Raw genomic sequence first — 25457 nt, 5'->3', positions numbered from 1 at the left:
GGCCGTGGACGATGGTCCCGCCCACTCCCGACGCACCCCCGGCCAGGAGACGACCCGGTGAACTCCCGCGCACCCGACGTGCTCGACCTGAAACTGCTCCAGGCGCTCCAGCTCGACGGACGGGCGCCGTTCAGCCGGATCGCACAGGTACTGGGCGTCTCCGACCAGACGGTCGCCCGGCGCCTGCGCCGCCTGCACGACACGGCACGGCTGCGCGTGCTCGGCCTGACCGACGACGGCCGGCTCGGGCGCAGCACCTGGATCGTGCGGCTGTGCTGTACGCCGGACGTGGCCGACCGGCTCGCCGGTGCCCTCGCCAGGCGGTCCGACACCGCGTACGTGGGCCTGATCTCCGGCGGTACGGAGGTGATGTGCGCGATGAAGCCACGTAGCCGGCAGGAGCGCGACGAGTTGCTCCTCGACCGCCTCCAGCGCACACCACGCGTCACGTCGGTCAGCGCCCACTGCGTACTGCACCTCTTCTACGGCGGACCCCTCGGCTGGCTCACGAAGATCAACGCCCTCACCCCGGCGGAGGAGGCCGCGCTCCGGCCGCCGGAGCCCGCGCCGGCGGCGGGACCGGTGTCGCTCGACGCGGACGACGAGCGGCTGCTCGACGTACTCCGTCGCGACGGGCGCGCCTCCCTCACCGAACTCCAGGCCGCCACAGGCCTTTCGGAGCCGGTGGTCAAACGGCGCCTGGCGGACCTGCGGGCGACGGGCCTGCTGTACTTCGACGTTCAGCACGACCACGAACCGCTGGGCCTGGAGGTCGACGCGATGCTCTGGCTCACCGTGGCACCGGCCGCGCTCGCCGACGTCGGCCGCGCGCTCGCGGCCCACCCCGAGGTGCGGTTCGCCGCGGCCATCACCGGCCCGGCCAACATCGCGGTCTCCACGCTGCACGCCGCCGTCGGCGACCTGTACACCTATCTCAGCGAGAGGATCGGCGCCCTCCACGGCGTGCAGTCCGTGGAGACGACACTGACACTTCGTCAGGTCAAGCAACTCACCTACCTGGACCGGTGACACCGCCGACACGTCACCGCCAGCAGGGCTCAAGTGGTGTAGATCTCGCTCGTGTTGGGGCGGGGCGGCGGCCGGTGCCGGGCGGCCAAGCCCTCGGCGAAGGCGCGCAGGAGGTTCTCCGTCGTGCGGGTCACGAAGGCGCGGGTGCGGGCGTCCATGCCGTGGTCGCGGCCGAGTTCGCCGGTGCCGGCCATCAGGGCCTCCACCCAGCGCATGGTGCCGGTCGCGAACACGCCCGCGCCGCTGGGGACGGTGTAGTACGCGGAGTCGCTGTGGCTGGGCCGGCCCGCGCTGACGAGCGGTGAGTGGGCGGTGATCTCGAGCAGGCGCGGGGTGGGGGAGGCGGGCGTGACACGGTCGTACTCGACGCCCACCAGGTGCGCGAAGGCGTCGCCGGAGCGCACTTCGGTGCCCTCGTGGAGCCAGTGGCCGGCCGAGTGGACGACGTAGGGAGCGTCCACCGGGTATCCCTCGTACAACACGCCCGTCAGGGACGATTCGGGGTCCGGTGCCGGCCCGGCACGGAAGTCGGTGGTCACCAGGGCCGGCTGGGCGGGATAGCACGGGTCGGCGCGGTAGTCGGACTTGTAGCACACCACCGTGCGGCCGGCCGGATCCGGACCGGGCCGCAGGCGGATCCGCCGGAAGCACGTGTTCGCGCCGAGGAACGCGATGTTGGAGCCCGTGTCACGGGCCCGCGTGACGTGCGCGCGCTGCTCCGGCGTCCAGTACTCGTCGTGCCCCAGGCAGACCACGCACGCGGCGCCGGCCAGCACCGAGGGGTCGTCGTGGACGTCGACGCCGGTGCTGTAGGCGAGCGGTATGCGCAGCCGCTCCGCGAGCACCACCGCCGCCCACTCGTACACCCGGAACTTCTCGGCGCCGTCGGCGTCGTAGGGCCGGTCGAAACCGACCGCGAGGGACCTGGTCGCGTACGCCCCCGACGCGCCGGCGTAGAGACTCGCCCCGCCCCACCGGTTGTACGCCTGCCAGGTCGCCGGGGCGTGCAGGAGCACCGTGCGCCCCGCGCCCCGCGCCGAGCGCACGATCAGGGGCACGTAGCGCTGATGACCGCTGTCCGCGTCCAGCCGCAGCAGGTACGCGCCCTCCGGCCAGCCCGCGGTGTCCAGCGTCAGGCTGCGTCCCCAGCCCGCCCGGACGGTACGGGTCTCCGGCTCGGTCCGCGGGGCCCGCTGGACCCGGCCGCGCACCGGGGGAGAGGACCACACCCGCCGGGCCAGGGCACCGCCGTACCAGCCCACCCGGAACGCCGACACCCGGAACGAGGCCGCCGTCGTCGACACGAACAGCCCGCACTCCTCGCCGGGCGTCACGCTCACCCGGTCGGCGTAGCCCGCGATCGCCTCCGGCGGGCCCACGGACGTGATCCGCCAGTCGGGCGATCCCGGGGCGTCGCGTTCGGCTTCCGGCAGACGACCGCCGTCGCCCGTGCCGGGCGGACGGCCGGCGTGCGAGTGCTCGCAGGCCGTCGCGCCCAGGCCGGCGCCCGCGCACAGGTACAGGAACCGGCGCCGTGAGACACCGCAACCCTCGGGGTGCACCGGGTGCTGTGCTGAAGCCACACCGCCTCCTCGCCCCCTCCGGTCCGCCGCTCCCAGCCTCGGGGCACCCCCGTGGCCCCGCAACCGGTCCGGTCCCCGTGCCACCGGTCACTGCCTCGCCTACGGGGCCGATGCCCGCATCCGGGTTCCGGATCCGCGTGTGATGCGGGTCACTGCCAACTCGTGGCCGACTTCGAGGAGTTCATGACGCGTCCGGGTCGCTACCCGGCGGACATGCCCTCCCGCATCGCCTTCGCGGTGCCGGCCGCGTCGTAGCCCTCGGGCACGCCCTCGACCAGGATGATGTCGCCCTCGATGTGCCGGTGGCGCAGTGGTGCGATCTCCTGGTACTCGGGTGAGTCCCACCAGGCCCGCGCCTCGGCCATGCCGGGGAAGCCGATCACCACGACGTGCCCGGGCCAGCTGCCCTCCTTCACCTCGTGCTGGGCGGCGTGCACGAGGAAGCGGCCGCCGTAGGGCTCGAAGGTGGCGGTGATGCGCTCGATGTACTCGGGAATCTCCGGGTGCGGTGTGGCGTCCCTGAGGTGGCCGATGACGTAGGCGGGCATGGTGTCCTTCCGTTCGGTCGGGCTCCGTACGCCGGTGATCATGGCACGCGGGCACGGCGGACGCGATGACCCGTCAGGTAAGCGACGGACCGCTCCACCTGACCTCGAGCCGTCAAGTGACCCGGATCACAGGGTTGGAGTGCATCGCACAGCGGGGGCCAACGTCTTTCACAGGGCGTAGGGGGATGGCCGAAGCGGGGGAAGTGCGGATGGAGCAGGGTCGGACCGATGGGTTCGACGGGTTCGTGGCAGCCCGTTGGTCGGCGTTGTTCCACCTCGCGCGGCTCCTCGTGGGCGGCGACCGGCACCGGGCCGAGGACCTGCTCCAGGAGGCGCTGGTCAAGCTCTGGTTCGTCTGGCCCAGGATCGCGGACGAGGCCCCGGAGGCGTACGTACGCAGGATCCTGGCGCGCGCGGCGGCCCGCTCGGCGCGGCGGCGCTGGTGGGGGGAGCGCCCGGTCGAGCAGCTGCCGGACCGGGCGGAGGCGGACGACGTGTCCGCCTCCGTGGCGGAGCGCTCGAGACTGGAGGCCGCCCTCGCCCAACTGCCGCCGAAGCAGCGGGCCGCGGTGGTGCTGCGCTACTACCAGGACCTGCCGGAGAAACAGGTCGCGGAGGTGCTGGGGTGCCCGCTCGGCACCGCTCGATCCCATACGTCGCGCGGCGTGGCACGGCTGCGCCGGATCCTGGCCGATGTCATCGAGCCGGTGGGTTAAGGGGAGTTGATGGATCACTTCGAGCGGGAGCTCGCGCGCATGATGCGCGACACCCAGGAACACACCCCCTTCGAGGCCGGACACCAGCTGCGCCTGCGGTCCGGGGTGCGCGCGCGTCGGCGTACCCGCCTGGCACAGAAGGCCGTCGGCTCCGTCCTGGCCGTCGCCGGACTCGGCATCGGCCTGTTCCTGCTGCCCCACGACCGCGTCGAGAACAGACCGCAGGCCCCCCTGCCGCGGCCCGCGATCAGCCCGGCCTCCCCGAGCCCGGCGCCGTCGCCCGAGGACTCCCCGAGCGGGACCGTCGCCGCGCTGCCGACCGGGCCCGCCGAGGAAACCTCCGTACCACCCGAGGCGCCCTCCACCACGGGGAGTTCGGACACGCCGTCCCCGCCCCCGGCCGCGCCCACCACGTCGGTGCCCTCCACATCGGGGACGCCGAGCCCACCGGCCACACCGTCGCACACGGCCTCGACCGTCGGACCGCCGGTGTCGTCGGCCACGGCGGATCCCGGATAGGGGAGAACCCCAAGTCCCCGCGACCACCCATCCGTGACCCTGACCGCAGCGTCGCCGCGTCACCTCGCGCACTCTGCGGCAGGCCCGAACCTGGACACGTCTTGACACACATAGGCCCGACAGCCGTGACGGACCCTCTCGCCCCGGACCGACTGCCGCTGCGCACACCGGTGCCGGCACACCAGCGGGAGCCCGTCCTGGACGTGGTCGTCCCGGTGTTCAACGAGGAGCGGGACCTGGAACCGAGCGTGCGCAGACTCCACGCGCACCTGCGTGAGACCTTCCCGTACCCGTTCCGGATCACCGTGGCGGACAACGCCAGCACCGACGAGACCCCGAGGATCGCGGCCCGGCTGGCCGAAGAACTCCCCGAGGCCCAGTGGCTGCGACTGGCCGAGAAGGGCCGCGGCCGGGCGTTGCGGGCCGCGTGGTCCGCCTCGCCGGCGCCGGTGCTCGCCTACCTGGACGTGGACCTGTCGACCGATCTGGCGGCACTGCTTCCCCTGGTAGCCCCGCTGATCTCCGGGCACTCCGACATCGCCATCGGCACGCGCCTGGCACGCGGTTCACGGGTGGTGCGCGGCCCCAAGCGGGAGGTCATCTCCCGCTGCTACAACGCCCTGTTGCGGTCCACGCTCGCCGTCGGGTTCTCCGACGCGCAGTGCGGATTCAAGGCGGTGCGGCGCGATGTCGCCGAGCGGCTGCTGCCCCTGGTGAAGGACTCGGACTGGTTCTTCGACACCGAACTGCTGGTGATCGCCGAACGGGCGGGGCTGCGCATACACGAGGTGCCGGTCGACTGGGTGGACGATCCGGACAGCCGGGTCGACATCCTGTCCACGGCCCTGGCCGACCTGCGCGGCATCGCCAGGATCGGCCGGGCGCTGGCCCGCGGCACCCTTCCGATGGCCGGACTGCGCCGGAACACCGAGGGCGACCCGCCGGGCGGCCCCGGCCTGGCCGGCCAACTGCTGCGGTTCGCCGCGGTGGGAGCCGTGAGCACCGTCGGATACGTGCTCCTGTACGCCCTGTCGCGTCCCGCGACGGGGCCGCAGGCCGCCAACGCGCTGGCGCTGCTGATCTGCGCGGTCGCCAACACGGCCGCCAACCGGCGGCTCACCTTCGGGCTGCGCGGTCGCGGCGGTGCGATGCGCCACCAGGCCAAGGGCCTCCTGGTCTTCGCGATCGGCCTGGCGCTCACCAGCGGCGCGCTCGCCGTGCTCCACCAGGTGGCGCCCGCTGCCGGGCGCCGTACGGAGGTGGCCGTGCTCGTCGCCGCCAACCTGGCCGCGACCCTCCTGCGGTTCCTGCTCTTCCGGGCCTGGGTGTTCCCCGCCCGTCGCCGTGGCACGGGAGGCACGGCCGCATGAACCACACCATCGTGCCGGTGACCGGACCCGGCACCGACGCACCCGAAACCCCCGCCCGCGCCGACGAGTTCGACCGGTACCCCGGCTCACAACTGCGCCGTACGGTCCGTCACCACGGCCCCGTGCTCGCGCTCTACGGCGTGCTGAAGCTCATCGGCTTCCTGGTCTTCATGTATCTGCTGGACTCCTCCGGGGACTTCCGTAAGAAGTACCCGCGCTTCGGCGGCGGTGCCCATGCCTGGGACGTCCTGGCCAGCTGGGACGGCTGGTGGTACCAGCAGATCGCCGCCCACGGCTACCACCCCGCCCTCGTCCATGTTCCCGGCGCGACCGGGCTGATCACCCTCGAAGGCAACTCGGCGGCGTTCTTCCCGCTCTACCCCGCGGCGATGAAGGTGGTCTCCGACTGCACCGGTCTCGGCCTGTACGGCTCCGGCATGCTGGTCTCCGTCGTCGCCTCGTTCGTGGCCGCCCTCGGCATCTACGCGGTCGCCGACCGCTTCGGCGGCAGACGGGCCGGGCTGGCCGCGGCCGGACTGTGGGCGGTGTGGCCGGGCTCCGGCCTTGAGTGGTCGGGCTACTCGGAGTCCCTCTACGTCGCGCTCGCCGTCTGGGCCTGCCACGCCGTCATGACCCGCCGATGGCTCACCGCCGGCATCCTCACCTTCCTCGCCGGCCTCAACCGCCCCACCGCCGGCGCGCTCGTCGCGGGCCTCGCCGTGGCCGCGCTGCTCTCCCTGCGACGGCGCGAGGACGGTGTCGCGCGGCCGCTGACCGCGGTGCTGATCGCCCCGCTCGGGCTCGTCGGCTACCTGCTGTGGGTCGGCCACCGGATGGGCGACTACGGCGGCTACTTCGCCCTCCAGAAGGGAGCCTGGGCGCACACCTTCGACTACGGGAAGCAGACCCTCGACGTCTTCACCTCCGTCGCGGTGGGCCACTTCGACTACCTCTTCGCGTTCCCCTTCGAGGACACCATCGGCGTGGGCGTCGTGCTGCTGGGGCTGATCCTGATCCCGCTGCTGATCCAGCTGCGCCCGCCGGCCGTCCTGACCGTCTACACGCTCCTCACCTTCGCCCTGGTCCTGGGCAGCCAGCAGATCTTCGGCAACGTCTCCCGCTACCTGCTCCCCGCCTTCCCGCTCTTCATCCCCGTCGCACTCGCACTGCGCCGGCTGCGGCTGCCCCTGCTGTGCACGGTGCTCGGCATCGCCGCGGTGGCCTCGGGCTCGTACGCGGGGTACGTGCTCTTCGAGGCGGGAGTCCCGTGACCCGCCCCGGCGTCCGGGCCGCGCGATTCTTCCTCCGATTCTTCCTGGACCGTCCGGCACCGCGGTGATGACATGGTCCCGTGTCCAAGACGTTGTCCACGGCGCCGCTGGCCACCTCCGAGCGGGAGGAGTGCTGGCACGACGTCGTCTCCCGCACCTTCGTGCCGCTCGACGTGGCCCTCCTGGAGAAGGAGCCGTCGCCCGGCACGATCGTCAGCGAACGGCTCGGTGCCGTGCGGGTCGCCCATGTGCGGGCGGGCCCGCAGGCGGTGACGCGCAGCAAGCGGCACATCGCCCGGGACGGCCGCGAGTACCTCACCCTCAGCATCCAGCAGCGGGGCACCGCACTGAAGGAGCAGGACGGGCGGGAGTCCCTGCTGCATCCCGGTGACTTCTCCCTCTCCGACTCCTCCCGCCCGTTCCGCAAGAGGCTCGAGGGCGAGTTCTCCTTCATCGCCTTCCACTTTCCCCGGCGGGAACTCCAGGTCGGGGAAGAGGACCTGCGCGCGCTGACGGCGACCGCCTTCACCGGTGACACGGGGAGTGCCGCACTGCTGGTCACCTACTTCACCCGCATGGCGCGCGAGGCGGCGAGCTTCGACGACGCCGTCCGCCGCCGTGTCGCCGCCACCGGGCTGGACCTGCTGACCCTGCTGATCGACGAGCGCCGCGGCCGGACCGGCTCCCGAGCCCCGGAGACCGCCGCGGCCACCCTCGTGCGGGTGAAGGACCACATCACGCGCCACCTCGCCGACCCCGGTCTGTCGCCCGCCACGATCGCCGCGGCGCACTTCATGTCGGTCCGCCGGCTGCACCAGCTGTTCGAGCAGGACGGGGCCACGGTGGGGGCCTGGATCCGGACGCAGCGTCTGGAGCGCTGCCGCCGCGACCTGCTGAGGCCCACGGCCCAGGAGATCGGCGTGGCGGGCATCGCCCGGCGCTGGGGCTTCGTCAGCCCCAGCCACTTCAGCCGGGCGTTCCGTGCGGCGTACGGGATGAGCCCGCGCGAATGGCAAGCGAGCCCAGGCCCGCACGGGCCTCTTCCAGGATGTCGCCCGGGAGGCGGTCCTCCATCGTGAGCACGGTGCGGTACTCGGCGGCGGCCTCGGCGTCCTCGCCGAGGTGGGCGAGCACGCGGGCCAGGTGGAGATGGACCCGGCCTGCCTGCCGGTGGTAGCCGAGGGTGTCGAACTGCCCGCGGATGGAGCGCAGTACCTCGAGGGCATCCCGCCAGTGCGCCTGGTCGATGTGCACGTACGACAGGTGGTACCTGGCGATCAGTTCGGTGATGTGCCGTACGTTGGGTGGCACGCACTCGCGGTTACGGGGATCGGCGAGGACGTCCATGACCTTCCGGTAGGCCGCGACGGCTTCCGGTGCGCGCCCGGTCTTCTGCAGGAGCGTGATGCTCAGATTGGCGGCCTGGAGGTATCCGTTGATGTTGTCGGCCCGGCCGAACAGTTCCTGGGCGCGGTGGCAGTTGTCGGCGGCGGACGAGAGGTCACCGACGGCGTTCTGCAGCCAGCCGAGGTAGGCGTGCGCCTCCGCCTGCTGGCCGATGTCTCCGCAGCCCCTGGCGAGGCCGAGCGCGCGCGTGGCCTCCGTGACCGCTTCGGCATGGCGGCGTTCACAGGCCCAGTAGGCCCAGGCGAGGTAGTTGCGGTGGGTGGCCTCCAGCGCGGCGTCCCCCAGTGCCGCTCCGGCCTCGGCGGCGCGTGCGTAGATCTCCGTCCACTGGCCCCAGGACACCCAGTGCTCCGAGAACCAGTGCATGGCCTCGGCGACCTCGGCGACCACGGCGTGCTCACCGGTACCGGCGGCCTCCCGGAACGCCGCGAGCCAGTTGTCGCTCTCGGACTTGATCCAGCGCAGCGCCTGGTCACGGTCGTCCAGGGCGACCAGGCGGCCGGGATCCGGCGGCGGAGCACCGTAACCGGGCTCGTACCAGCGGCCGGCGAGGACGGCGGTGTCCAGCAGCCAGGCACGCAGACGGGCGCGCGCGGCCGCGGACTCCGCCTCCCCGTCCTCGGCGCGGTGGCGGGCCCCGGCGTACAGGCGCAGCAGGTCGTGGAAGCGGTAGCGGTCGTCACGGGAGGTCATCAGCAGTCCCGCCTCCAGCAGTTCCTCCAGGAGGTCCTCGGCGGCGGCCGGCGGCGCCGCCGTGAGCGCGGCCGCCGACGGCACGCCGAAATCCCCTCCCGGGACCAGCGACAGCAGCCGGAACATCCGGGCGGCCTCGGGCGCGAGGCGTGAATAGGACAGCGCGAAGGCGGAGTTGACCCGCAGATCACCGGCGCTGAGCGCGTCCAGTCTGCGGTCCTCGTCGGCCAGCCGGTCGGCGAGCCGTCGCAGGCTCCAGTTGGTGCGGGTGGCGGCCCAGTTGGCGGCCACCCGCAGGGCCAGGGGGAGGTGCCCGCACAACTCGGTGACCAGGTGCGCGGCGGCCGGCTCGGCGTCGACGCGGTCGGCGCCCACGACCGCGCGCAGCAGGGCGGCGGACTCCCGCGGGTCCAGCGCGCCGAGCTCCAGGCGCCGTACTCCCTCCAGACCGGCGAGCGTGCGGCGACTGGTCACCACGACGAGCAGCTGCCCCTCGCGCGGCAGCAGCGGCCTGATCTGGGCCTCGCTCCCGGCATTGTCCAGGACCAGCACCGCGCGCAGCCCGGCCGTGATCGCGTAGTAGCGCGCCAGCCGCTCCTCGGCGCCGAGCTGTGCCAACTCGCCGTCGCCCACGCCCCACGCGGCCAGCAGACGCGGCACGGCCTGCTCCGCCGGGAGCGGCTGTGCGTCGAGGCCCCGCATGTCCAGCAGGAACGTTCCATCCGGAAACGAGGGCGCCGACTCCTTGGCCAGCCGCGCCGCCAGCGTGGTCTTGCCGCTGCCGGGCGGCCCGGACACCACCGCCACCGGCGGCGCCGCCGGCCCCGGCTGAGCCGGTCCGGCGTCGTCGGCCGCCCGCCGGGCGAGGGCGCGCAGGGCGGACAGCTCCGACTGTCGGCCGACGAAGTCCGGGACACCTCTCGGCAGCGTGTACTGCGCCGCCTTGACGGGCGCGGCGGCCTTCGGCCCCGGACGGGTGGCGCGGACGGCGGCCTGAAGTTCGGCACGGGCCGCCTCGTCCAGCCGCAGGCCCTGGGCGAGTGCGGTGACGGTCCCGGGATGCGGCCGCAGACTCCGGCCCCGCTCCATGTCCCCGATGGCCCGCCCGGAGACGCCCGACGCCTCGGCGAGCTCCTCGATGGTCAGCCGGCGGCTCAGCCGCAGCTCCCGCAGCATCCGGCCGAACGGTGTCCCCCCGCCGTGCGTTCCCCCGTGCTCCCCACTCACGGCGCCCAGTGTATGCCCGGGGCCATTCGTGGGCCGCGGCGTGTGCGGCGGGCGAAGCCGGTGGCGCGGGCTTATCTTCGGCAGAACATCCGACATCCGGAGTAAAAATGGCAAAAACGGATGAACTGGTTGATGTGAGGGGCGGGATGGCGGCCCCGCCGCCCGGCGTTCCCGCACGCCGTGCCACCCCGTGGCCGTACGCCGTCGCCCTCGCGACCGTCGCGGGCCTCGCGACGGTCCTGGTGCTGTGGGACACCCGGTGGCCCGACCCTCCGGCCGTGGCGGCCTGGCGTACGGTCTGCCTGGCCATCACCGTCCAGGCCCTGCCCTTCCTCTTGCTGGGTACGGCCCTCTCCGGCGCCATCAACGCCTTCGTACCGGCCGACCTGTTCACCAAGGTGCTGCCGGGACGCCCCGCGCTCGCCGTCCCGGTGGCCGGTGCCGCCGGCGTCGTCCTGCCGGGCTGCGAGTGCGCCTCCGTACCGGTCGCCGGCAGCCTGATCCGGCGTGGCGTCACCCCGGCCGCCGCCTTCGCCTTCCTCCTGTCGGCGCCCGCCATCAACCCGATCGTGCTGACGGCCACCGCGGTCGCCTTCCCCGGCAACCCCGCCATGGTCCTGGCCCGGCTGCTCGCCTCGCTCGCCACCGCCGTCGTGATGGGCTGGCTGTGGCTCTGGCTGGGGCGCGAGGAATGGCTGCGGCCCGCGGTCCGGCACTCCGGCCATCACCCTGGCCACAGCCGCTGGACGGAGTTCCGCCTCGGCTTCCAGCACGACTTCCTGCACGCGGGCGGCTATCTGGTCCTCGGGGCCATGGCCGCGGCCACCTTCAACGTCGCCGTGCCGCGCTCCGTCCTCGACACCTTCACCGGCTCGCCCTGGCTGTCGGTGCTCTTCCTCGCCGCGCTCGCCGTCCTGCTCGCCGTCTGCTCGGAGGCCGACGCCTTCGTCGCGGCATCGCTGAGCGGCTTCTCACCGACCGCCCGGCTCGCCTTCCTGGTGGTCGGCCCGATGGTCGACCTGAAACTGATCGCGCTTCAGATCGGCACCTTCGGCCGGGCCTTCGCGCTCCGCTTCTGCGCGGCGACGACGGTGGTGGCCGTGGCGGCGAGCGTCCTGATCGGAGGCGCACTGCTGTGAAACGCACCGCGCAGGCACTCCTGCTGGTCCTGACCGGCCTCGGTGTGCTGCACGCCGCCCTCTTCACCGACCTCTACCTGCGCTACGTCAAGGAGGGACTGCGCCTCCCGCTGATCGCCTCGGGTGTGCTGCTCCTGCTCGCGGGACTGGCCGGCGCGGCGGCCCGCGAGAAGGGCGGGGACCACGGGCACACGCACGGCCACGACCACTCCGCCGCCCCCCGGATCGCCTGGCTGCTCTTCCTGCCCGCCCTCAGCCTCCTCCTCTTCGCCCCGCCCGCCCTGGGCGCGTACACCGCGTCGCGGGCGAACGACACGCCCGTGCAGGCGGGGAACCGGTTCGACCCGCTGCCGGACACCCCGTCCCCGCTGCCCATGACCCTCACGGACTTCACCGCCCGGGTGCGGCAGGACCGGCAGCAGGGCATCAGGGGCCGCAGCGTCCGTATGACCGGCTTCGTCACGCCGGCCGGGCAGGGCGGCGGCTGGTATCTGACCCGGATCATCTTCACCTGCTGCGCGGCCGATTCGCAGTCGGTCAAGGTACGGATGTACGGGCCTGACGCACTGCCCGCCAACACCTGGGTGGCCGTCACCGGCACCTGGCACCCCGGGGGAACGCTCGGCACCCGGTCCGCGCCCGCGGCCCTCGACGTGCACGGCGTCCAGCGCGTCCCCCAGCCGGTCAACGCCTACACGGACGACCTCCCGCTCACGCCCTCCTGATGTACGGATGGGGCGGAAACGGCGGGTCCGACCGCGTCGCCCGTGCCGGAGGCGGGCCCGTCACCTCCACATGGGCGGGGCGCAGCAACTGGTCGCCGAGACGGTAGCCGGGGCGGAGCACCGCCGTGCACACCAGGCGGTCGGCGTCCGCGCGGACGTGGTGGGCCAGGGCCTCGTGGCGGGTCGGGTCGAACTCGTCGCCCACCTCCCCGAACGCCACCAGCCCCAGGCCGCCGGCCTGACTCTCCAGCGTGTCGGCGATGTCCTTCAGCCCAGGTGTCGGCGGCTCGTGCGCCAAGGCGCGGTCGACGGCGTCCAGCACCGGCAGCAGGCCGGTGAGCACGTTGGCGGCCGCGATCTGCCGCACGGCCAGGCGGTCCCGCCGCACCCGCTTGCGGTAGTTGTCGTACTCGGCCTTGACCCGCTGGAGATCGGCGGTGCGCTCCTGGAGCAGGCGCTCGAGTTCCGCCGTGCTCCGCGGCCGGCTCCGGTTCATCTCAGCCCGCCTTGTCGTCCTTCTCGCCCTGGTCGTCGACGATCTCGGCGTCCACCACGTCCTCGTCCGCTCCGGACGCCCCGGACGGCGCGGAGGAGCCGGACTGCCCGGAGGCCCCGGATGCCGCGCCCGACGCCGCCTGCTCGGCGCGCGCCTGCTCGTACATCGCGGTGCCGATCTTCTGCGCGGCCTGGGCCGCCCGGTCCAGGGACTCCCGGATGGCCGTCGAATCCTCGCCCTTGAGCTTCTCCTTCAGGTCGGCGAGCGCGCCCTCGACCTCGCCGCGCACCTCGCCCGGCACCTTGGCAGGTCCGTCCGCGTCCTCCCTGAGGAGCTTCTCCGTCTGGTAGACGAGTTGTTCGGCCTGGTTGCGCGTCTCGGCCGCCTCGCGCCGCCCGCGGTCCTCCTCGGCGTGCTGCTCCGCCTCGCGGACCATGCGGTCGATGTCGTCCCTCGGCAGCGCGGAGCCGCCGGTGACCGTCATCTTCTGTTCCCGGCCCGTGCCGAGGTCCTTCGCGGAGACATGCATGATGCCGTTGGCGTCGATGTCGAAGGCGACCTCGATCTGCGGTACGCCGCGTGGCGCGGGCGGCAGACCGGTCAGCTCGAACATGCCGAGCTTCTTGTTGTACGCGGCGATCTCCCGCTCGCCCTGGTACACCTGCACGGTCACCGAGGGCTGGTTGTCCTCGGCGGTGGTGAAGATCTCCGCACGCCGGGTCGGAATGGTGGTGTTCCGCTCGATCAGCCTGGTCATGATGCCGCCCTTGGTCTCGATGCCCAGGGACAGCGGGGTGACGTCCAGCAGCAGGATGTCCTTGACCTCGCCCTTGAGCACTCCGGCCTGGAGGGACGCGCCGATGGCGACGACCTCGTCCGGGTTGACGCCCTTGTGCGGGTCCTTGCCGGTCAGCTCCCGCACCAGCTCCGTCACGGCGGGCATACGCGTCGAGCCGCCCACCATGACGACGTGGTCGATGCCGGACACCTTGATGCCGGCGTCCTTGATCGCGTTGTGGAACGGCCCCTTGCAGCGCTCCAGCAGCTCGCTCGTCAGCTGCTGGAACTGGGCGCGGGTGAGCTTCTCCTCCAGGTGCAGCGGGCCCTCGGCGGACGCCGTGACGTACGGGAGGTTGATGGTGGTCTCCGAGGAGCTGGACAGCTCGATCTTGGCCTTCTCGGCGGCCTCCCGCAGCCGCTGCACGGCCATCTTGTCCTTGCTCAGGTCCACGCCGTAGTTGTTCTTGAACTGCTTGACCAGGTGGTCGACGATCCGCTGGTCCCAGTCGTCGCCGCCGAGGTGCGTGTCGCCGTTGGTGGCCTTCACCTCGATGACGCCCTCACCCATCTCCAGCAGGGAGACGTCGAAGGTGCCGCCGCCGAGGTCGAAGACGAGCACCGTCTGGTCGTTCTCCTTGTCCAGCCCGTACGCCAGCGCCGCCGCCGTCGGCTCGTTGATGATCCGCAGGACGTTCAGCCCGGCGATCTCGCCCGCCTCCTTGGTGGCCTGCCGCTGGGCGTCGTCGAAGTAGGCGGGGACGGTGATCACGGCGTCGGTGACGTCCTCACCCAGATACGACTCCGCGTCCCGCTTCAGCTTCTGGAGCACGCGCGCGGAGATCTCCTGCGCGGTGTACCGCTTGCCGTCGATGCCGTCGATGCCGTCGCCGTCCCCGGGTTCCGGGAACCGCCAGCCATGGTCACCCATGTGCCGCTTCACGGAGCGGGCGGTGCGCTCCACGTTGGTCACGGCCTGCCGCTTGGCGACCTCGCCGACCAGCACCTCGCCGTTCTTGGCGAAGGCCACGACCGACGGGGTGGTCCGCGCGCCTTCCGTGTTGGTGATGACGGTGGGCTCGCCGCCCTCGAGGACCGAGACCACCGAGTTCGTCGTACCGAGATCAATGCCGACCGGACGCGCCATCTGGGTCGCCCTCCTCCAGCCGCTCGCCGCTTGGCGCAGGGGTGCGCTGCCTCCATTCTCCCGCCGCTTCGGCTCTCCCGCCGCCCCGGCGCCCGCTGCGAGCTGGGACTTCGCGCCCGCCTACGCGCCCCGGTCCGACCCGGCTCCGCCGTCGAGTTCGCCGACCAGGCCGCGCAGCAGGGGCGCGTAGCGGGGGTGGGCGAGGGCGAAGGCCATCTGGGCGACCAGGTAGTCGGCCGGATTGCCGGTGTCGTACCAGCGGCCCTGGATGACCTGTCCGTACACCGCCCGGGTGGCGGCGTAGGCGTTGATGGCGTCGGTCAGATAGACCTCGCCGGTCCGGTGCTCGTACCAGCGGCGGGTCTGCTCGCGCAGCTCGTCGATGATGCCGGGGGTGATGACGTAGCCGCCGATGGCCGCGTACGAGGAGGGCGCGTCGGCGGGCTTCGGCTTCTCGACCAGGCCCGTGATGCGCAGCGTGCCGTCGCCGAGGTCCTCCTTGACCAGGGGCACGCCGTACCGCTGCGAGTCGCCCGGGTCCATCGGCATCAGGGCCAGCACCGGGCAGCCGGTCTGCTCGTAGGCGCGGATCAGCTGCTGGGCCCGGGGCACCTCGGCCACGAACACGTCGTCCGGCCAGAGCACCAGCACGGGTTCGTCGCCGATGTTGCGGGCGGCGTTCAGCACCGGAGTGCCGTTGCCGTACGGGCCGTGCTGGTCGAGGTAGGTGATGTGGCCCCGGTGGGCCAGCTCGGTGACCTCCTCCACGGCGTCCGCGTAGGCCGTCTTGCCGTCGGCCCGCAGCTGGTCGACGAGCGCGGGGTTGGGCCGGAAGTGGTCCTGGATCAGCGACTTGCCGCCGGAGACGACGATGGTGATGTCGGTGATGCCGGAGTCCACGAGCTCGCGCACCGTGTGCTCGATGACCGGCTTGTCGCCGACCGGCAGCATCTCCTTCGGGGTCGCCTTGGTCAGGGGCAGCAGCCGGGAGCCGAGTCCGGCGGCGGGAATCACGGCCCTGCGGATCGTCGGGGACATCGGGTCTCTCTCGCTCGAACGGCCACCGCACCGGGCGGCACGGCACACGTCGACGCTATCAACGCATGTCACCGTCGCACGGGGCGGCGCTGGTCGCGGCGCCGCCCACGGCTTAGGCCGCCCCCGCCCAAGGCTCCGTCCGGGCGCGGCCGGTGACCGCTCAGGACTGGTACGGCTGCTGCTGCGGCTGCCCGTACGGCTGACCGGCGTGAGCGCCCGCGGCCTGTGCCTGAAGCTGCTCCGCCTGCTCCTTGGCCAGCTTCGACTCCGCACCGCAGAAGGTGCACTGAGTGGTGTACTTCGTCGAGATCGGGAACAGCGGCACGAAGAACAGCGTGAACTTCGTGACGCGCTTGCGGAGCGTGTGCGCGGCGGGATTGCCGCAACGGCCGCACACCAGCGTCAGTATCGCGAGCTGGTACAGGTATCCCCTGGTGCCGAAGATGATCACGTGGTTGGTCCCTTCCCGGGTCGGTGCTGTCCGTACAGTACCGGCGGGCGCCACGGTGCGATCACGGGCGGCGGGAAACCGGGTCATGGGCGGCGGACGACGATCAGTTGTCCAGTGCCCGCCGCAGGTCCGGATAGCAGGGGATGAGGCGGTCGATACCGACCAGCCGCATGATCCGCACGACGGGTTCCCGGGGGCCGGCCAGCCGCAGCCAGCCGTCGGCGTCCTCGGTGGCGTGATGGGCGGCGATCAGGGCGTTGATACCGCTGGAGTCCATGAAGGTCACACCGCTGAGGTCGATGACCGTACACGGGCGCGCGGCGTCGCCGGGCGGCAGCAGAGCCCGGCCGAGACGGTCGCGGACGGTGTGGTCGATCTCGCCGCTGAGGGTGACGACACGGATGCCGTCGACGGTGCGGTGACCGATCGCCGGCCGGCCGGACCGCGCCGCGTCATGGGTGTCTGTCACGGTCTCCTCACCAACCCGTCCGCCGGCACCGGCCCGGTCCGGTACGTGCGTCGGTAGCCTGCCCCGATGCCACGCGGACATACCTCGGTCCGGCCCCGTTCCGTCGCGCGAGGCATATGACGCGGCCCTCCGGGTAGACGCTGCCGCGTGAACGGGGGAACAGCTATGGACCCAGTGGAGTCGGCCCCTGGCGGTGAAGGCGTGAGAGACGCCGAGCTACAGGAGATCATCGCCCTTGACGAGGACGGCAGTTGCATCGCGGAGGCCCGTCACCGTGCGGCCGGCTTCCTCGTCCGCGTCCAGGCCGAGTACGGGCTGCCGGTGTCCGCCCGCGCCGTGGACCTGACCCAGCTGGTGGTCAGTGAGCTGGTGACCAACGCCCGCAAGTACGCTCCCGGCCCGCTGCTGCTGGAGCTGCGCATCGCCGGGGACCTGGTGGAAGTACAGGTGTGGGACAGCGACCCGGTCCTGCCGGTCGCGCGGGCCGCCGACCCGGGCCGGGTCGGCCAGCACGGACTGGAGATCGTCATGGCCGTCGCCCAGGGCTTCGAGGTGCAGCGGGAACCGGTCGGCAAGCGCGTCACGGCCCGCATCGCCCTGCCCGACGAGCCCGCCTGACCATCCCGTCCGGCACCCTCCGGCCGCCCGCCGGCACTGAAGACCGTGCTCCCCGTGGACGGTGTCCGTGGTCGACCACAGCCCGGCGGGCCGGCGGCCCCAGTGGCCGGCCACGGAGTACGTGCCCGCGCCCTCCCCCGCCGACCGGGTCGAGCGGCACGGACCGCTGCCCGAAGCCGGCGTACGGGCCCTCGCGGCCGAACTCGCCGAAGCCCTGCGGGCGGTGCACCGGGCGGGCCCGGCGCACCGGGACGTCGAGCCGTCCGGCATACCGCTGGGCCGCCGCCACCCGCCGCTCATCGACTTCGGCATCGCCCGCGCGGCCGACGACACCCGGCGCACCCTCCCGGCTGACCCGCGCGTCCTGACCGGACGCCGTCCCCCGGCGGACGCACCGCCCCGGCACACGCTCCGCGCGGGAGTCAGGCCCGTCCGTGTGCCTCCTGCGAGCGTCGTGACAGGGCGTCGACGACCACGGCGGCGAACAGGACCCCGCCCGTGATCACGAGCTGGACGGCGGTGGGGGTGTCGGTGAGCGCCATGCCCGACGCGATCGACTGGATGACCAGGATGCCCAGCACCGCGGACCAGGTCGTACCCCGGCCGCCGAACAGGCTGGTGCCCCCGATGACGGCCGCCGCGATGGCGTTGAGCAGCAGCGGTCCCGAGCCCGAGCTCTGACTCACCGAGGTGATGCGCGAGGCGATCAACAGCCCGCCGGCCGCGGCCATGGTGCCCGAGACGGCGAGCACCGCGGTCCGCACCCGTGTCACGCTCAGGCTGGCGCGCCGGGCCGCCTCGACGCTGCCGCCGAGTGCGTAGACCTGCCGTCCGTAGTGCGTGCGCCGGAGCATGACGTCGAGGCCGGCCGCCACCACGAGGAAGATCAGCAGAGCGAGCGGCAGCCCCTGGAACTGGTTCAGCACGTACGCGGAGGCGAACGCGACCACCGCGAGTCCCGCCGTGCGCGCCCCGATGGCCCGGAGCGGGCGGTGCGGCATGCCGATGGCCCTGCGGCGCCGCCGGTCCAGGTAGGACACGAGGAACACCATGCCCGTGACGAGTGCCGCCAGCCCGTAGGCGGCGCCGTCATCGGTGAAGTAATAGCTGGTCAGCCTGGCGACGAGCCCGTTCTCGTCGAGGTTGACGGTGCCGCTCGTCCCGAGGAGGGAGAGCATGAGGCCGTTCCAGGCCAGCAGCCCCGCGAGGGTGACGACGAAGGCCGGCACCCGGGTCTTGGCGAAGGAGTAGCCCTGGACGGTGCCCGCCACGGTGCCCGCGAGCACCGCGAGGACGAGGGCGAGCCATTCCGGCACGCCGTTGTCGACGTTGAGCACGGCGAAGAGCGCCGCAGCGAGGCCGCTGATCGAGCCGACCGACAGATCGAGTTCACCGAGCAGCAGCACGAAGACGATGCCGACCGCGATCAGCCCCGTACCCACGATGTCCACGCTGAGGTTGGACAGGTTCCGGGGGGAGAGGAAGCTCCGGTCGATGCTCTGGAAGGTGATCCAGACCACGGCGAGGACCAGGACGACGGGGAGCTGGGCGAGTTCACCGGAGCTCAGCTTGTGCCGGAAGGCGGCGGCCGCGTCCCGTGCCGCCCGGGCGACGGCACGCCCCGGGTGCGGCCGCCGCCTTCCGGTGGCGGCCTCGGCGGATTCGGCCCGCGTGTTGTCCGCCATGTCGTGCGTCTCTTCCCCCTGGTCGGGAGCCGGCCGGTCAGGTCAGCCCGGCCTTGTCGCAGTCGGTCCCGAGCCGGGGGGTGCAGATCTGCCGTATTGTGTACATGCCATCCTTGACCAGGGTGTTCTTGATGTCGGCGGCGGTCACGGAGACCGGGGTGAGCATGACGGCCGGAACGGTCTTCCCGTCGTGCATCCGTACCTTGCCCGTGGCGATCTTGTCGAGGCTGTCACCGCGGACCGCGGCCACGGCCATCGCACCACCGGCGGAGGCCTCGGGGCCGAAGGGCTTGTACACCGTCATGTACTGATCGCCGTCGACGATGCGCTGTACGGCCGCGAGTTCGGCGTCCTGCCCGGTGACGGGGGGCAGCGGGCTGACCTTGTTCGCCTTCAGCGCGGAGATGCTGCCGGCGGCGAGGCCGTCGTTGGCCGCGTAGACCCCGTCGATGTTGCCGGCGCCGACCGCGGAGATGGCGCCGTTCATGTTGATGTGCGCCGTCTCCGGCCGCCACTCGAGGGTGTCGTACGCCTTGGCGATCCTCACCTTCCCCTTGAGCACGGACAGCGCGCCCTGCCTGAACGCCACCGCGTTGGGGTCGCTGGGATCGCCGTTCATCATGACGATCCGGCCGCCGGGCACCCGGCCGCCCATGGCCTTCAGCAGTGCCCTGCCCTGGAGCCTGCCGATCTCCCGGCCGTCGAAGGAGACGTATCCCGAGATCGGGCCCTCGGCGAGGCGGTCGTAGGCGATGACGGGGATGCCCGCCGCATGGGCCTTCGCGACGGTGGCGCCCATCGACCGGGCGTCCACGGCCACCAGGACGATGGCGTCGACCCCCTTGGTGATCAGCGAGTCCATCTGTTCCTGCTGGAGGGCCACGTCACCCTTGGCGTTGACATGCTCGACCGCGCAGTCGTGGCACAGCTGCTTGATCCTCTTCTCGAGCAGGGGCCGGTCCTGTGTCTCCCAACGGGCCGTGGTGGCGTCCGGCAGCAGGATGCCGATCGTCCGCGTGTTCCCCCTGCCGGGGTCGCTTCCGGCCCCCGGCCCGCAGGCCGCGAGTGCGGCGGCCGCGCAGGCCGCGGCCGTGATCCTGGCCGCGTTCCAGATGAGGGCCTTCATGCCAGGGACCTTCCCGAGGGAGACCGGTGCGCGCGCTTCGCGGCGCGGAGATCGTCTGCGAGTAGGCCGGGCCGTGCGGGTCGCGCGTCACGTGAGCGGCGACCACACCGTCAGTGTGGCACCGGCCTCGGCGATCTGCGAACCCATGGCATATACCCGATCTGAACGGTTAGCTCACATATGCGATTCTGGTACGGGATGCCGGGATCTCAGCCTGCCGGCGCCCCGGCCTGCACGGGAGATGGGGTGCGGACATGCCTCATGACGGCGGTGCGCGGGCCGCGGTCTCGCGCCTGCGGGCGTACGAGGCTGGCCTCGCGGACACCGGCTCACCGCCTCCGGTGCCGGAGGCCACCGCGAGCGCGCGCGCTCTGACGTTCGCCGGAGCGGTGCTGGCGGCCGTCTACGCTCCCGGCCCCGGCCAGGAGCTCCGGCTGGTGGAGACCGCCGGATCCGCCGGTTCCGCGTACCGGCTGCCGGAGCGGCTGCCCACGTCCGGTGGCTCACCCGCGGCACACGCCCTGCACGCCGGCCGGCCGCTGTGGCTGACTCCGGCGGCACTGGCCGGCTTCCCGGAGGGCGGCCCCGCGCCACCGCCCGGGGAGGTGTCGCTCGGTGCGCTGCCCCTGATGACGGGAAACAGGCGGCTGGGCTGCCTCGTCGTCGTGAGCGCCGGCGTGGCCGGCTTCGAACCCGAGCAGCAGCGCTTCCTGGAACGCTACGCCGACGCGGTCGCCGGCCTGCTGCACGTCCGGGCCGGCGAACCGGCGCCGCCGCGCCTGCTGGACCCCGCCCTGCGCAGCCTGCGCGTCGGCTCCTTCGTCCTGGTGCCGGACACGGGGCTGATCGAGGCGGACGAGACTCTGCTCGACCTGGTCGGCATCACCCCGGACGGCTTCGACGGCAAGGCGGACACCCTGCTCGCCCACGCCCTCCCCGAGGACATGCACGCACTCATGTCGGTCCTGGAACCCTCGGCCCAGGCGATCGGACGCAGGGAGCTGGAGTTCCGGGTCCGCCGCCCCACCGGTGAGATGCGCTGGCTGAGCCTGATCTGCCGGGTGGCGGCCAGCACCGACCTCCGGCCGGACCAGGTGCTGGGAGTGGTGACGGCGACCTCGGTCCTGCCCCGCAGCACCGACGACGTCTCCCGGATCCAGTGGCTGACCGCCGCACTCGACGATGCCGCGAGCGTCCCCGATGTCAGCCGCGTGGTGGTCACCGCGCTGCGTGAGCCGCTGGGCGCCGACCGGGTGGCGCTCGCCGAGTTGCAGGACGACCGGCTCACGGTCACCGTGCTGGACCCGCCGCAGGCCGTGGCCTGGCCGGAGGCGTGGCGTCCCGACTGGCCCGACACGCCGGTCAGCGCCCTGCCCACCCTTCAGGCGGTCCTGCGGGAGGGACGCATGGGACTGTGTCCCGCCGGCACGGCCCTCGAACCCGGACTCACGGGAATCGGCCCCGGGGGACTGGCCGTCCTGCCGCTCCCCGCCAAGGGCCGGGCGGCCGGTGTGTGCCTGATCGGCTGGGACGCCTCGCACGATTTCGTCCCCGAGGAGCGGTCCCTGCTGACCGCCACCGCGGCGCTGGTCGGGCAGGCCCTGAAACGCGCCCACGCGCACGACGCCGAGCAGGAGCTCGCGACGATGCTCCAGCGCAGCCTGCTGCCCCGGCGCCTGCCCGAACTGCCCGGCGGAACGGCCGTCGCCCGCTACCTGCCCGCCCGGCGGGGGCTGGAGGTGGGCGGCGACTGGTACGACGTCATCGCCCTCTCCGAGGACCGGGTGGCGCTGGTCATCGGCGACGTGCAGGGACACAGCGCCGGAGCCGCCACGATCATGGGCCAGATGCGTACCGCGGTCAGGGCGTACGCGGTGGAGGGACATCCGCCCGACGTGGTCGTCTCGCACGCCAACCGGCTCCTCGTCGGCATGGAGACCGACCTCTTCGCCACCTGCTGCTACGCCGAGCTGGACCTGGAGGAGGGCAACATCCTGTTCGTCCGGGCCGGGCACCTCGCACCGCTGATCCGCCATCCCGACGGCAGCACCGAGGAGGTGCAGGTCGAGGGCGCGCTCCCGCTGGGCATCTCGGCCGACGCGGAGTTTCCCATGACCTCGGTCGCACTCGCCCCCGGAACGATGCTCGCCCTGATCACCGACGGTCTGGTCGAGGCCGCCGACCTGCCCCTGGACGAGGGCATGCACCGGACGCGCGCCTCGCTCGCCGCGGCCGATCCGTCGGATCCGGGGCGCGTGGCCGACCAATTGCTGGGCGAAGCGGGCCGTCGTGAGGACGACGTGGCGCTGTTGCTGCTGCGCTACGACGGCATGAAGACCCGGCCGATACGGGCCGGATGGGCGGTGTGGCGGCTGCCCGACGCGGTCATGCACGCCCGTCGCTTCACCGCGCGCACCCTGCGCCGCTGGAAGGTGGAGGAAGTCGCCGACGCGGTGCTGCTGGTCGTCTCCGAACTCGTCACCAACGCCTTGGTGCACACCCAGGGGCCGGTCCACGTCGACCTGATCCTGCGCGGGGACCGGGTGCGGGTCAGCGTCAGCGACTCGTCCCCGCGCGCGCCCGCCAAACCGGTCATCGTGGACTGGGAGTCGACCGGCGGCCGCGGGCTGCTCCTGGTCGAGGCGATGTCGGATGCCTTCGGCACGATGCCGGTGGCCCGCGGCAAGCAGGTGTGGAGCGAACTCGTCGTGCCGGGGCGCGAGCCGGCCGGCGCGGGCCCGGGGCCCGGTACGGAGCGAGGGGGCTGGTCGTGAGAACCCGGATGTGGCGGATGGTCGCGGCGCTCCTCGCCGGGCTCGTGGCGATGCCCCTGGCCGCCTGCGGCCGGGACGACGCGGTGGGAGGCGACCGTTTCACCGTCGGCCTGCTGCTCCCGAGCCGGGAACTGCCCCGCTGGGAGCGTTTCGACAAACCGCTGATCGAGAAGCGGGTGAAGCATCTGTGCCGCGGCTGCTCCGTGGCGTACGCCAACGCCGAGAACGACGCCACACGGCAGAGCCAGCAGATGATCTCCATGATCACCAAAGGGGTCAGGGTCCTGATCGTCGACGCCGCCGACACCAGGGCGATCCGCTCCTCGATCCAGCAGGCACGCAAGGCGGGTGTGCACGTCGTCGCCTACGACCGGCTCGCCGAGGGCCCGATCTCGGGCTATGTGAGTTTCGACGGTGCGCAGGTCGGCAGGCTCCAGGGCCAGGCACTCCTCAGGGCCATGGGCGACCACGCGAAGGGCGGACGCGTCGTCATGATGAACGGCGATCCGCTCAGCCCCAACGCCGCGTGGTACCGGAAGGGCGCGATGTCCGTCCTCGCCGGCAAGGTGCGGATCGGCAGGTCCTACGACACCCCGGGCTGGAGCACGGAGAACGCCCACGCCAACATGGCCGCCGCCATCGCGGCCCTGGGCCCGGACCGGATCGACGGCGTCCTGGCGGCCAACGACGCCATGGCCGCGGGCGTCATCTCCGCCCTCAAGAGCGCCCGGGTCCGCGACCTTCCCCCCGTCACCGGCCAGGACGCCGAGATCGACGCCGTGCGGCGCATCGTCAAGGGCGAGCAGTACATGACGGTGTACAAGCCCTTCAAGGCGGAGGCGGACGCGGTCGCCGCCATGGCCGTCACCCTGGGACACGGCGGGGATCCGCGGGACATCGCCACGACGACCACGGACAGCCCCACCACCCGCGACGTCCCGACCGTCCTGCTCAGCCCGCGGGCCGTGACGGTGGGCGACATCGACCGGATGCTCGTCAAGGGCCGCGTCTACACCGTCGACCAGATCTGCACCCGACAGCTGCGGCCCGCCTGCGACAAGGCCGGACTGCTCCACTGAGCCCCGCCGCTCATCCCGCCGGCGCGCTGATCTCCCGCTTGAGGATCTTGCCGCTGGGCCCGGTCGGCAGCGCGTCCACGAGCCACACCGCGCGCGGATACTTGTACGCCGCCACCCTGTCCTTGACGAACTGCTGGAGTTCGGCGGGCGTGGCCCGGACGGTCGGCCGCAGCACGACCGCGGCGGCGATCTCCTCGCCGAGCCGCTCGTGCGGCACGCCCACCACGGCCGCCAGCGCGACCGCCGGGTGCTCGTGCAGCACCTCCTCGATCTCGCGGGGGTAGACGTTGTAGCCGCCGCGGATGATCATGTCCTTCTTGCGGTCGACGATGTACAGATAGCCGTCCTCGTCCTGCCGGGCGAGGTCGCCGCTGCGCAGCCAGCCGTCGGGCATGGCGGCCGCGGTCTCCTCGGGCAGGTTCCAGTAGCCCTTCATGAGGTTCGGGCCGCGCACGGCCAGTTCACCGATCTCGCCCGGAGCCACCTCCTCACCCCGGCCGTCCAGCAGCCGGACCTCCACGTCCCGGATCGGGGTGCCGACCGACCCCGGCTTGCGTGGCCGGTCGGGGTGGTTGAAGGAGACCACCGGGCTCGTCTCGGACATGCCGAAGCCCTCCAGCACCATGCAGCCGAAGCGCCGCTCGAATCCGTGCAGCACCTCCACGGGCAGCGAGGCACCACCGGAGACACAGGTCCGCAGGGTCGACACATCGGCCTCCCCCGGATGCTGCAACAGCGCCGCGTACATCGTCGGCACCCCTTCGAACACCGTGGCCCGGTCCCGGGCGACGGCCTCCAGGACCGTCCCCGGGTCGAAGCGGGGGACGAGGGTGAGCGAGGCGCCACTGTGCACGGTGACACTCATGGCGCAGACCTGGCCGAAGATGTGGAACAGCGGCAGACAGCCGACCACCACGTCCTGCGGCGTCATGCGCTGCACATGGACGGTGTTGACCTCGGTGTTGTGCCGCAGCCCGGCATGGGTGAGCGCGGCGCCCTTGGGCCGTCCGGTGGTGCCGGAGGTGTAGAGCAGGACGGCCACGTCGTCACCGGCCGTGTCCGTCACCTCGGTCAGCGGCTCGTGCCCGGCCAGCAGTGCGGTGAAGGCGGCGGGCTCGACGCAGAGGTGCGGCACTCCGGCGGCGGCGGCCCCCCGCGCACCCTCGCCGGGCGCCTGGTGCCACTCGAACAGCAGCACGGCCCCGGAGTCCTTCAGGTGGAACTCGGTCTCGCGGGTCTTCAGCAGCGGGTTCATCGGCACCACGATCGCCCCGGCCCGCAGCACGCCGTAGTACAGCACGACGAACTCGGGGACGTTCGGCAGCATCACGGCGACCCGGTCGCCCGGCCGCACCCCCTCGGCCCGCAGCAGCGCGGCGGCGCGGGCGGTGCGCTCGTCCAGCTCGGCGTAGGTGGTGACCTGCGTGCCCAGCCGCAGCGCGGGACGCTCCGGCTGCCGCGCCGCCGTCCGTACCAGGAACTCCGCCAGATTGGGCATGACCCGCCTCCACGCATGTCACCGTCGAAATCCGCCGTTCACGTTCACGACATGGTGCTGGCGCCGGCCCCG

Annotated in this window: 23 protein-coding genes; 12 read left to right on the top strand and 11 right to left on the bottom strand. The window is 72.5% G+C overall.

The genetic code is table 11. The annotated features are described in order from the left end of the window. Positions 1–57 precede the first annotated feature (57 nt). The gene (locus ABZ915_RS02970; protein WP_361794744.1) at positions 58–1029 is read left to right on the top strand and encodes an Lrp/AsnC family transcriptional regulator; all 972 of its coding nucleotides are present in this window, start codon (positions 58–60) and stop codon (positions 1027–1029) included. A gap of 29 nt (positions 1030–1058) precedes the next feature. On the opposite strand, the gene ABZ915_RS02965 is transcribed toward ABZ915_RS02970, so the two are convergent. Both ABZ915_RS02965 and ABZ915_RS02960 read right to left on the bottom strand, forming a co-directional pair. Continuing rightward, the gene (locus ABZ915_RS02965; protein ID WP_361794741.1) at positions 1059–2612 is read right to left on the bottom strand and encodes a N,N-dimethylformamidase beta subunit family domain-containing protein; all 1554 of its coding nucleotides are present in this window, start codon (positions 2610–2612) and stop codon (positions 1059–1061) included. A gap of 200 nt (positions 2613–2812) precedes the next feature. Beyond that, the gene (locus tag ABZ915_RS02960) at positions 2813–3160 is read right to left on the bottom strand and encodes a DUF1330 domain-containing protein (protein ID WP_361794738.1); all 348 of its coding nucleotides are present in this window, start codon (positions 3158–3160) and stop codon (positions 2813–2815) included. Positions 3161–3369: 209 nt separating this feature from the next. Between ABZ915_RS02960 and ABZ915_RS02955 the strand changes: the two genes are divergently transcribed. The 5 genes from ABZ915_RS02955 (at position 3370) to ABZ915_RS02935 (ending at position 8115) form a co-directional block, all read left to right on the top strand. Next, on the top strand, positions 3370–3876 hold the full coding sequence (locus ABZ915_RS02955) for a SigE family RNA polymerase sigma factor (RefSeq protein WP_361794735.1): 507 nt from the start codon (positions 3370–3372) through the stop codon (positions 3874–3876). A gap of 9 nt (positions 3877–3885) precedes the next feature. Then, positions 3886–4395, top strand: coding sequence for a hypothetical protein (locus ABZ915_RS02950; RefSeq protein WP_361794732.1), 510 nt, complete (start codon positions 3886–3888; stop codon positions 4393–4395). A gap of 170 nt (positions 4396–4565) precedes the next feature. Next, positions 4566–5765: a bifunctional glycosyltransferase family 2/GtrA family protein gene (locus ABZ915_RS02945; RefSeq protein WP_361795774.1), complete on the top strand. Its 1200-nt coding sequence runs from the start codon at positions 4566–4568 to the stop codon at positions 5763–5765. Continuing rightward, positions 5762–7036, top strand: coding sequence for a hypothetical protein (locus ABZ915_RS02940; RefSeq protein WP_361794729.1), 1275 nt, complete (start codon positions 5762–5764; stop codon positions 7034–7036). Before ABZ915_RS02945 ends, ABZ915_RS02940 begins: the two co-directional genes overlap by 4 nt. 80 nt (positions 7037–7116) lie before the next feature. Further along, entirely contained in the window at positions 7117–8115 is a 999-nt protein-coding gene (locus ABZ915_RS02935) for a helix-turn-helix domain-containing protein (RefSeq protein ID WP_361794726.1), read from the top strand. Here ABZ915_RS02935 and ABZ915_RS02930 read toward each other — a convergent pair. Continuing rightward, positions 8003–10363 carry a helix-turn-helix domain-containing protein gene (locus ABZ915_RS02930; protein WP_361794723.1) on the bottom strand — a complete coding sequence of 787 codons (2361 nt, stop codon included), beginning with the start codon at positions 10361–10363 and terminating at the stop codon, positions 8003–8005. The genes ABZ915_RS02935 and ABZ915_RS02930 overlap by 113 nt on opposite strands. Positions 10364–10470: 107 nt before the next feature. On the opposite strand from ABZ915_RS02930, the gene ABZ915_RS02925 reads away from it, so the two are divergent. Continuing rightward, the gene (locus tag ABZ915_RS02925) at positions 10471–11502 is read left to right on the top strand and encodes a permease (RefSeq protein ID WP_361794720.1); all 1032 of its coding nucleotides are present in this window, start codon (positions 10471–10473) and stop codon (positions 11500–11502) included. Beyond that, on the top strand, positions 11499–12227 hold the full coding sequence (locus tag ABZ915_RS02920; RefSeq protein ID WP_361794717.1) for a TIGR03943 family protein: 729 nt from the start codon (positions 11499–11501) through the stop codon (positions 12225–12227). The genes ABZ915_RS02925 and ABZ915_RS02920 overlap by 4 nt, the downstream gene beginning before the upstream one ends. Here ABZ915_RS02920 and grpE read toward each other — a convergent pair. The 5 genes from grpE to ABZ915_RS02895 all read right to left on the bottom strand — a co-directional run bounded on the left by grpE (position 12214) and on the right by ABZ915_RS02895 (position 16605). Then, positions 12214–12723 carry a nucleotide exchange factor GrpE gene (gene grpE / locus ABZ915_RS02915; RefSeq protein ID WP_361794714.1) on the bottom strand — a complete coding sequence of 170 codons (510 nt, stop codon included), beginning with the start codon at positions 12721–12723 and terminating at the stop codon, positions 12214–12216. The genes ABZ915_RS02920 and grpE overlap by 14 nt on opposite strands. A 1-nt stretch (position 12724) precedes the next feature. Then, entirely contained in the window at positions 12725–14647 is a 1923-nt protein-coding gene (gene dnaK, locus ABZ915_RS02910) for a molecular chaperone DnaK (protein WP_361794711.1), read from the bottom strand. Between the two features lie 120 nt (positions 14648–14767). Continuing rightward, positions 14768–15685: a UTP--glucose-1-phosphate uridylyltransferase gene (locus tag ABZ915_RS02905; protein ID WP_361794708.1), complete on the bottom strand. Its 918-nt coding sequence runs from the start codon at positions 15683–15685 to the stop codon at positions 14768–14770. A 160-nt stretch (positions 15686–15845) separates the two neighbouring features. Beyond that, complete coding sequence (locus ABZ915_RS02900; protein WP_361794705.1) at positions 15846–16136, bottom strand: zinc-ribbon domain-containing protein; 291 nt, start codon at positions 16134–16136, stop codon at positions 15846–15848. 103 nt (positions 16137–16239) lie between these two features. After that, the gene (locus ABZ915_RS02895; protein WP_361794702.1) at positions 16240–16605 is read right to left on the bottom strand and encodes an STAS domain-containing protein; all 366 of its coding nucleotides are present in this window, start codon (positions 16603–16605) and stop codon (positions 16240–16242) included. A gap of 165 nt (positions 16606–16770) precedes the next feature. Between ABZ915_RS02895 and ABZ915_RS02890 the strand changes: the two genes are divergently transcribed. Further along, positions 16771–17223 carry an ATP-binding protein gene (locus tag ABZ915_RS02890; protein WP_361794699.1) on the top strand — a complete coding sequence of 151 codons (453 nt, stop codon included), beginning with the start codon at positions 16771–16773 and terminating at the stop codon, positions 17221–17223. Between the two features lie 67 nt (positions 17224–17290). Continuing rightward, complete coding sequence (locus ABZ915_RS02885) at positions 17291–17725, top strand: hypothetical protein (RefSeq protein WP_361794696.1); 435 nt, start codon at positions 17291–17293, stop codon at positions 17723–17725. Here the strand turns inward: ABZ915_RS02885 and ABZ915_RS02880 are convergent. After that, positions 17646–18908, bottom strand: coding sequence for a sugar ABC transporter permease (locus ABZ915_RS02880; RefSeq protein ID WP_361794693.1), 1263 nt, complete (start codon positions 18906–18908; stop codon positions 17646–17648). The genes ABZ915_RS02885 and ABZ915_RS02880 overlap by 80 nt on opposite strands. Positions 18909–18945: 37 nt before the next feature. After that, a complete protein-coding gene (locus ABZ915_RS02875; RefSeq protein ID WP_361794690.1) occupies positions 18946–20034 on the bottom strand; it encodes a substrate-binding domain-containing protein in 1089 nt (362 codons plus the stop codon). A 254-nt stretch (positions 20035–20288) separates the two neighbouring features. On the opposite strand from ABZ915_RS02875, the gene ABZ915_RS02870 reads away from it, so the two are divergent. Both ABZ915_RS02870 and ABZ915_RS02865 read left to right on the top strand, forming a co-directional pair. After that, complete coding sequence (locus tag ABZ915_RS02870; protein WP_361794687.1) at positions 20289–22808, top strand: SpoIIE family protein phosphatase; 2520 nt, start codon at positions 20289–20291, stop codon at positions 22806–22808. Continuing rightward, the gene (locus ABZ915_RS02865; protein ID WP_361794684.1) at positions 22805–23887 is read left to right on the top strand and encodes a substrate-binding domain-containing protein; all 1083 of its coding nucleotides are present in this window, start codon (positions 22805–22807) and stop codon (positions 23885–23887) included. The genes ABZ915_RS02870 and ABZ915_RS02865 overlap by 4 nt, the downstream gene beginning before the upstream one ends. A gap of 10 nt (positions 23888–23897) precedes the next feature. On the opposite strand, the gene ABZ915_RS02860 is transcribed toward ABZ915_RS02865, so the two are convergent. Continuing rightward, positions 23898–25385 (bottom strand): long-chain fatty acid--CoA ligase, encoded by a 1488-nt coding sequence (locus ABZ915_RS02860; protein ID WP_361794681.1) that lies wholly within the window; start codon positions 25383–25385, stop codon positions 23898–23900. Positions 25386–25457 lie beyond the last annotated feature (72 nt).

It is taken from the genome of Streptomyces sp. NPDC046915 (genome assembly GCF_040644935.1).
Taxonomy (GTDB): domain Bacteria; phylum Actinomycetota; class Actinomycetes; order Streptomycetales; family Streptomycetaceae; genus Streptomyces.
The sequence above is the reverse complement of the archived record's forward strand: the minus strand, read 5'-3'. Positions and strand labels throughout refer to the sequence as shown.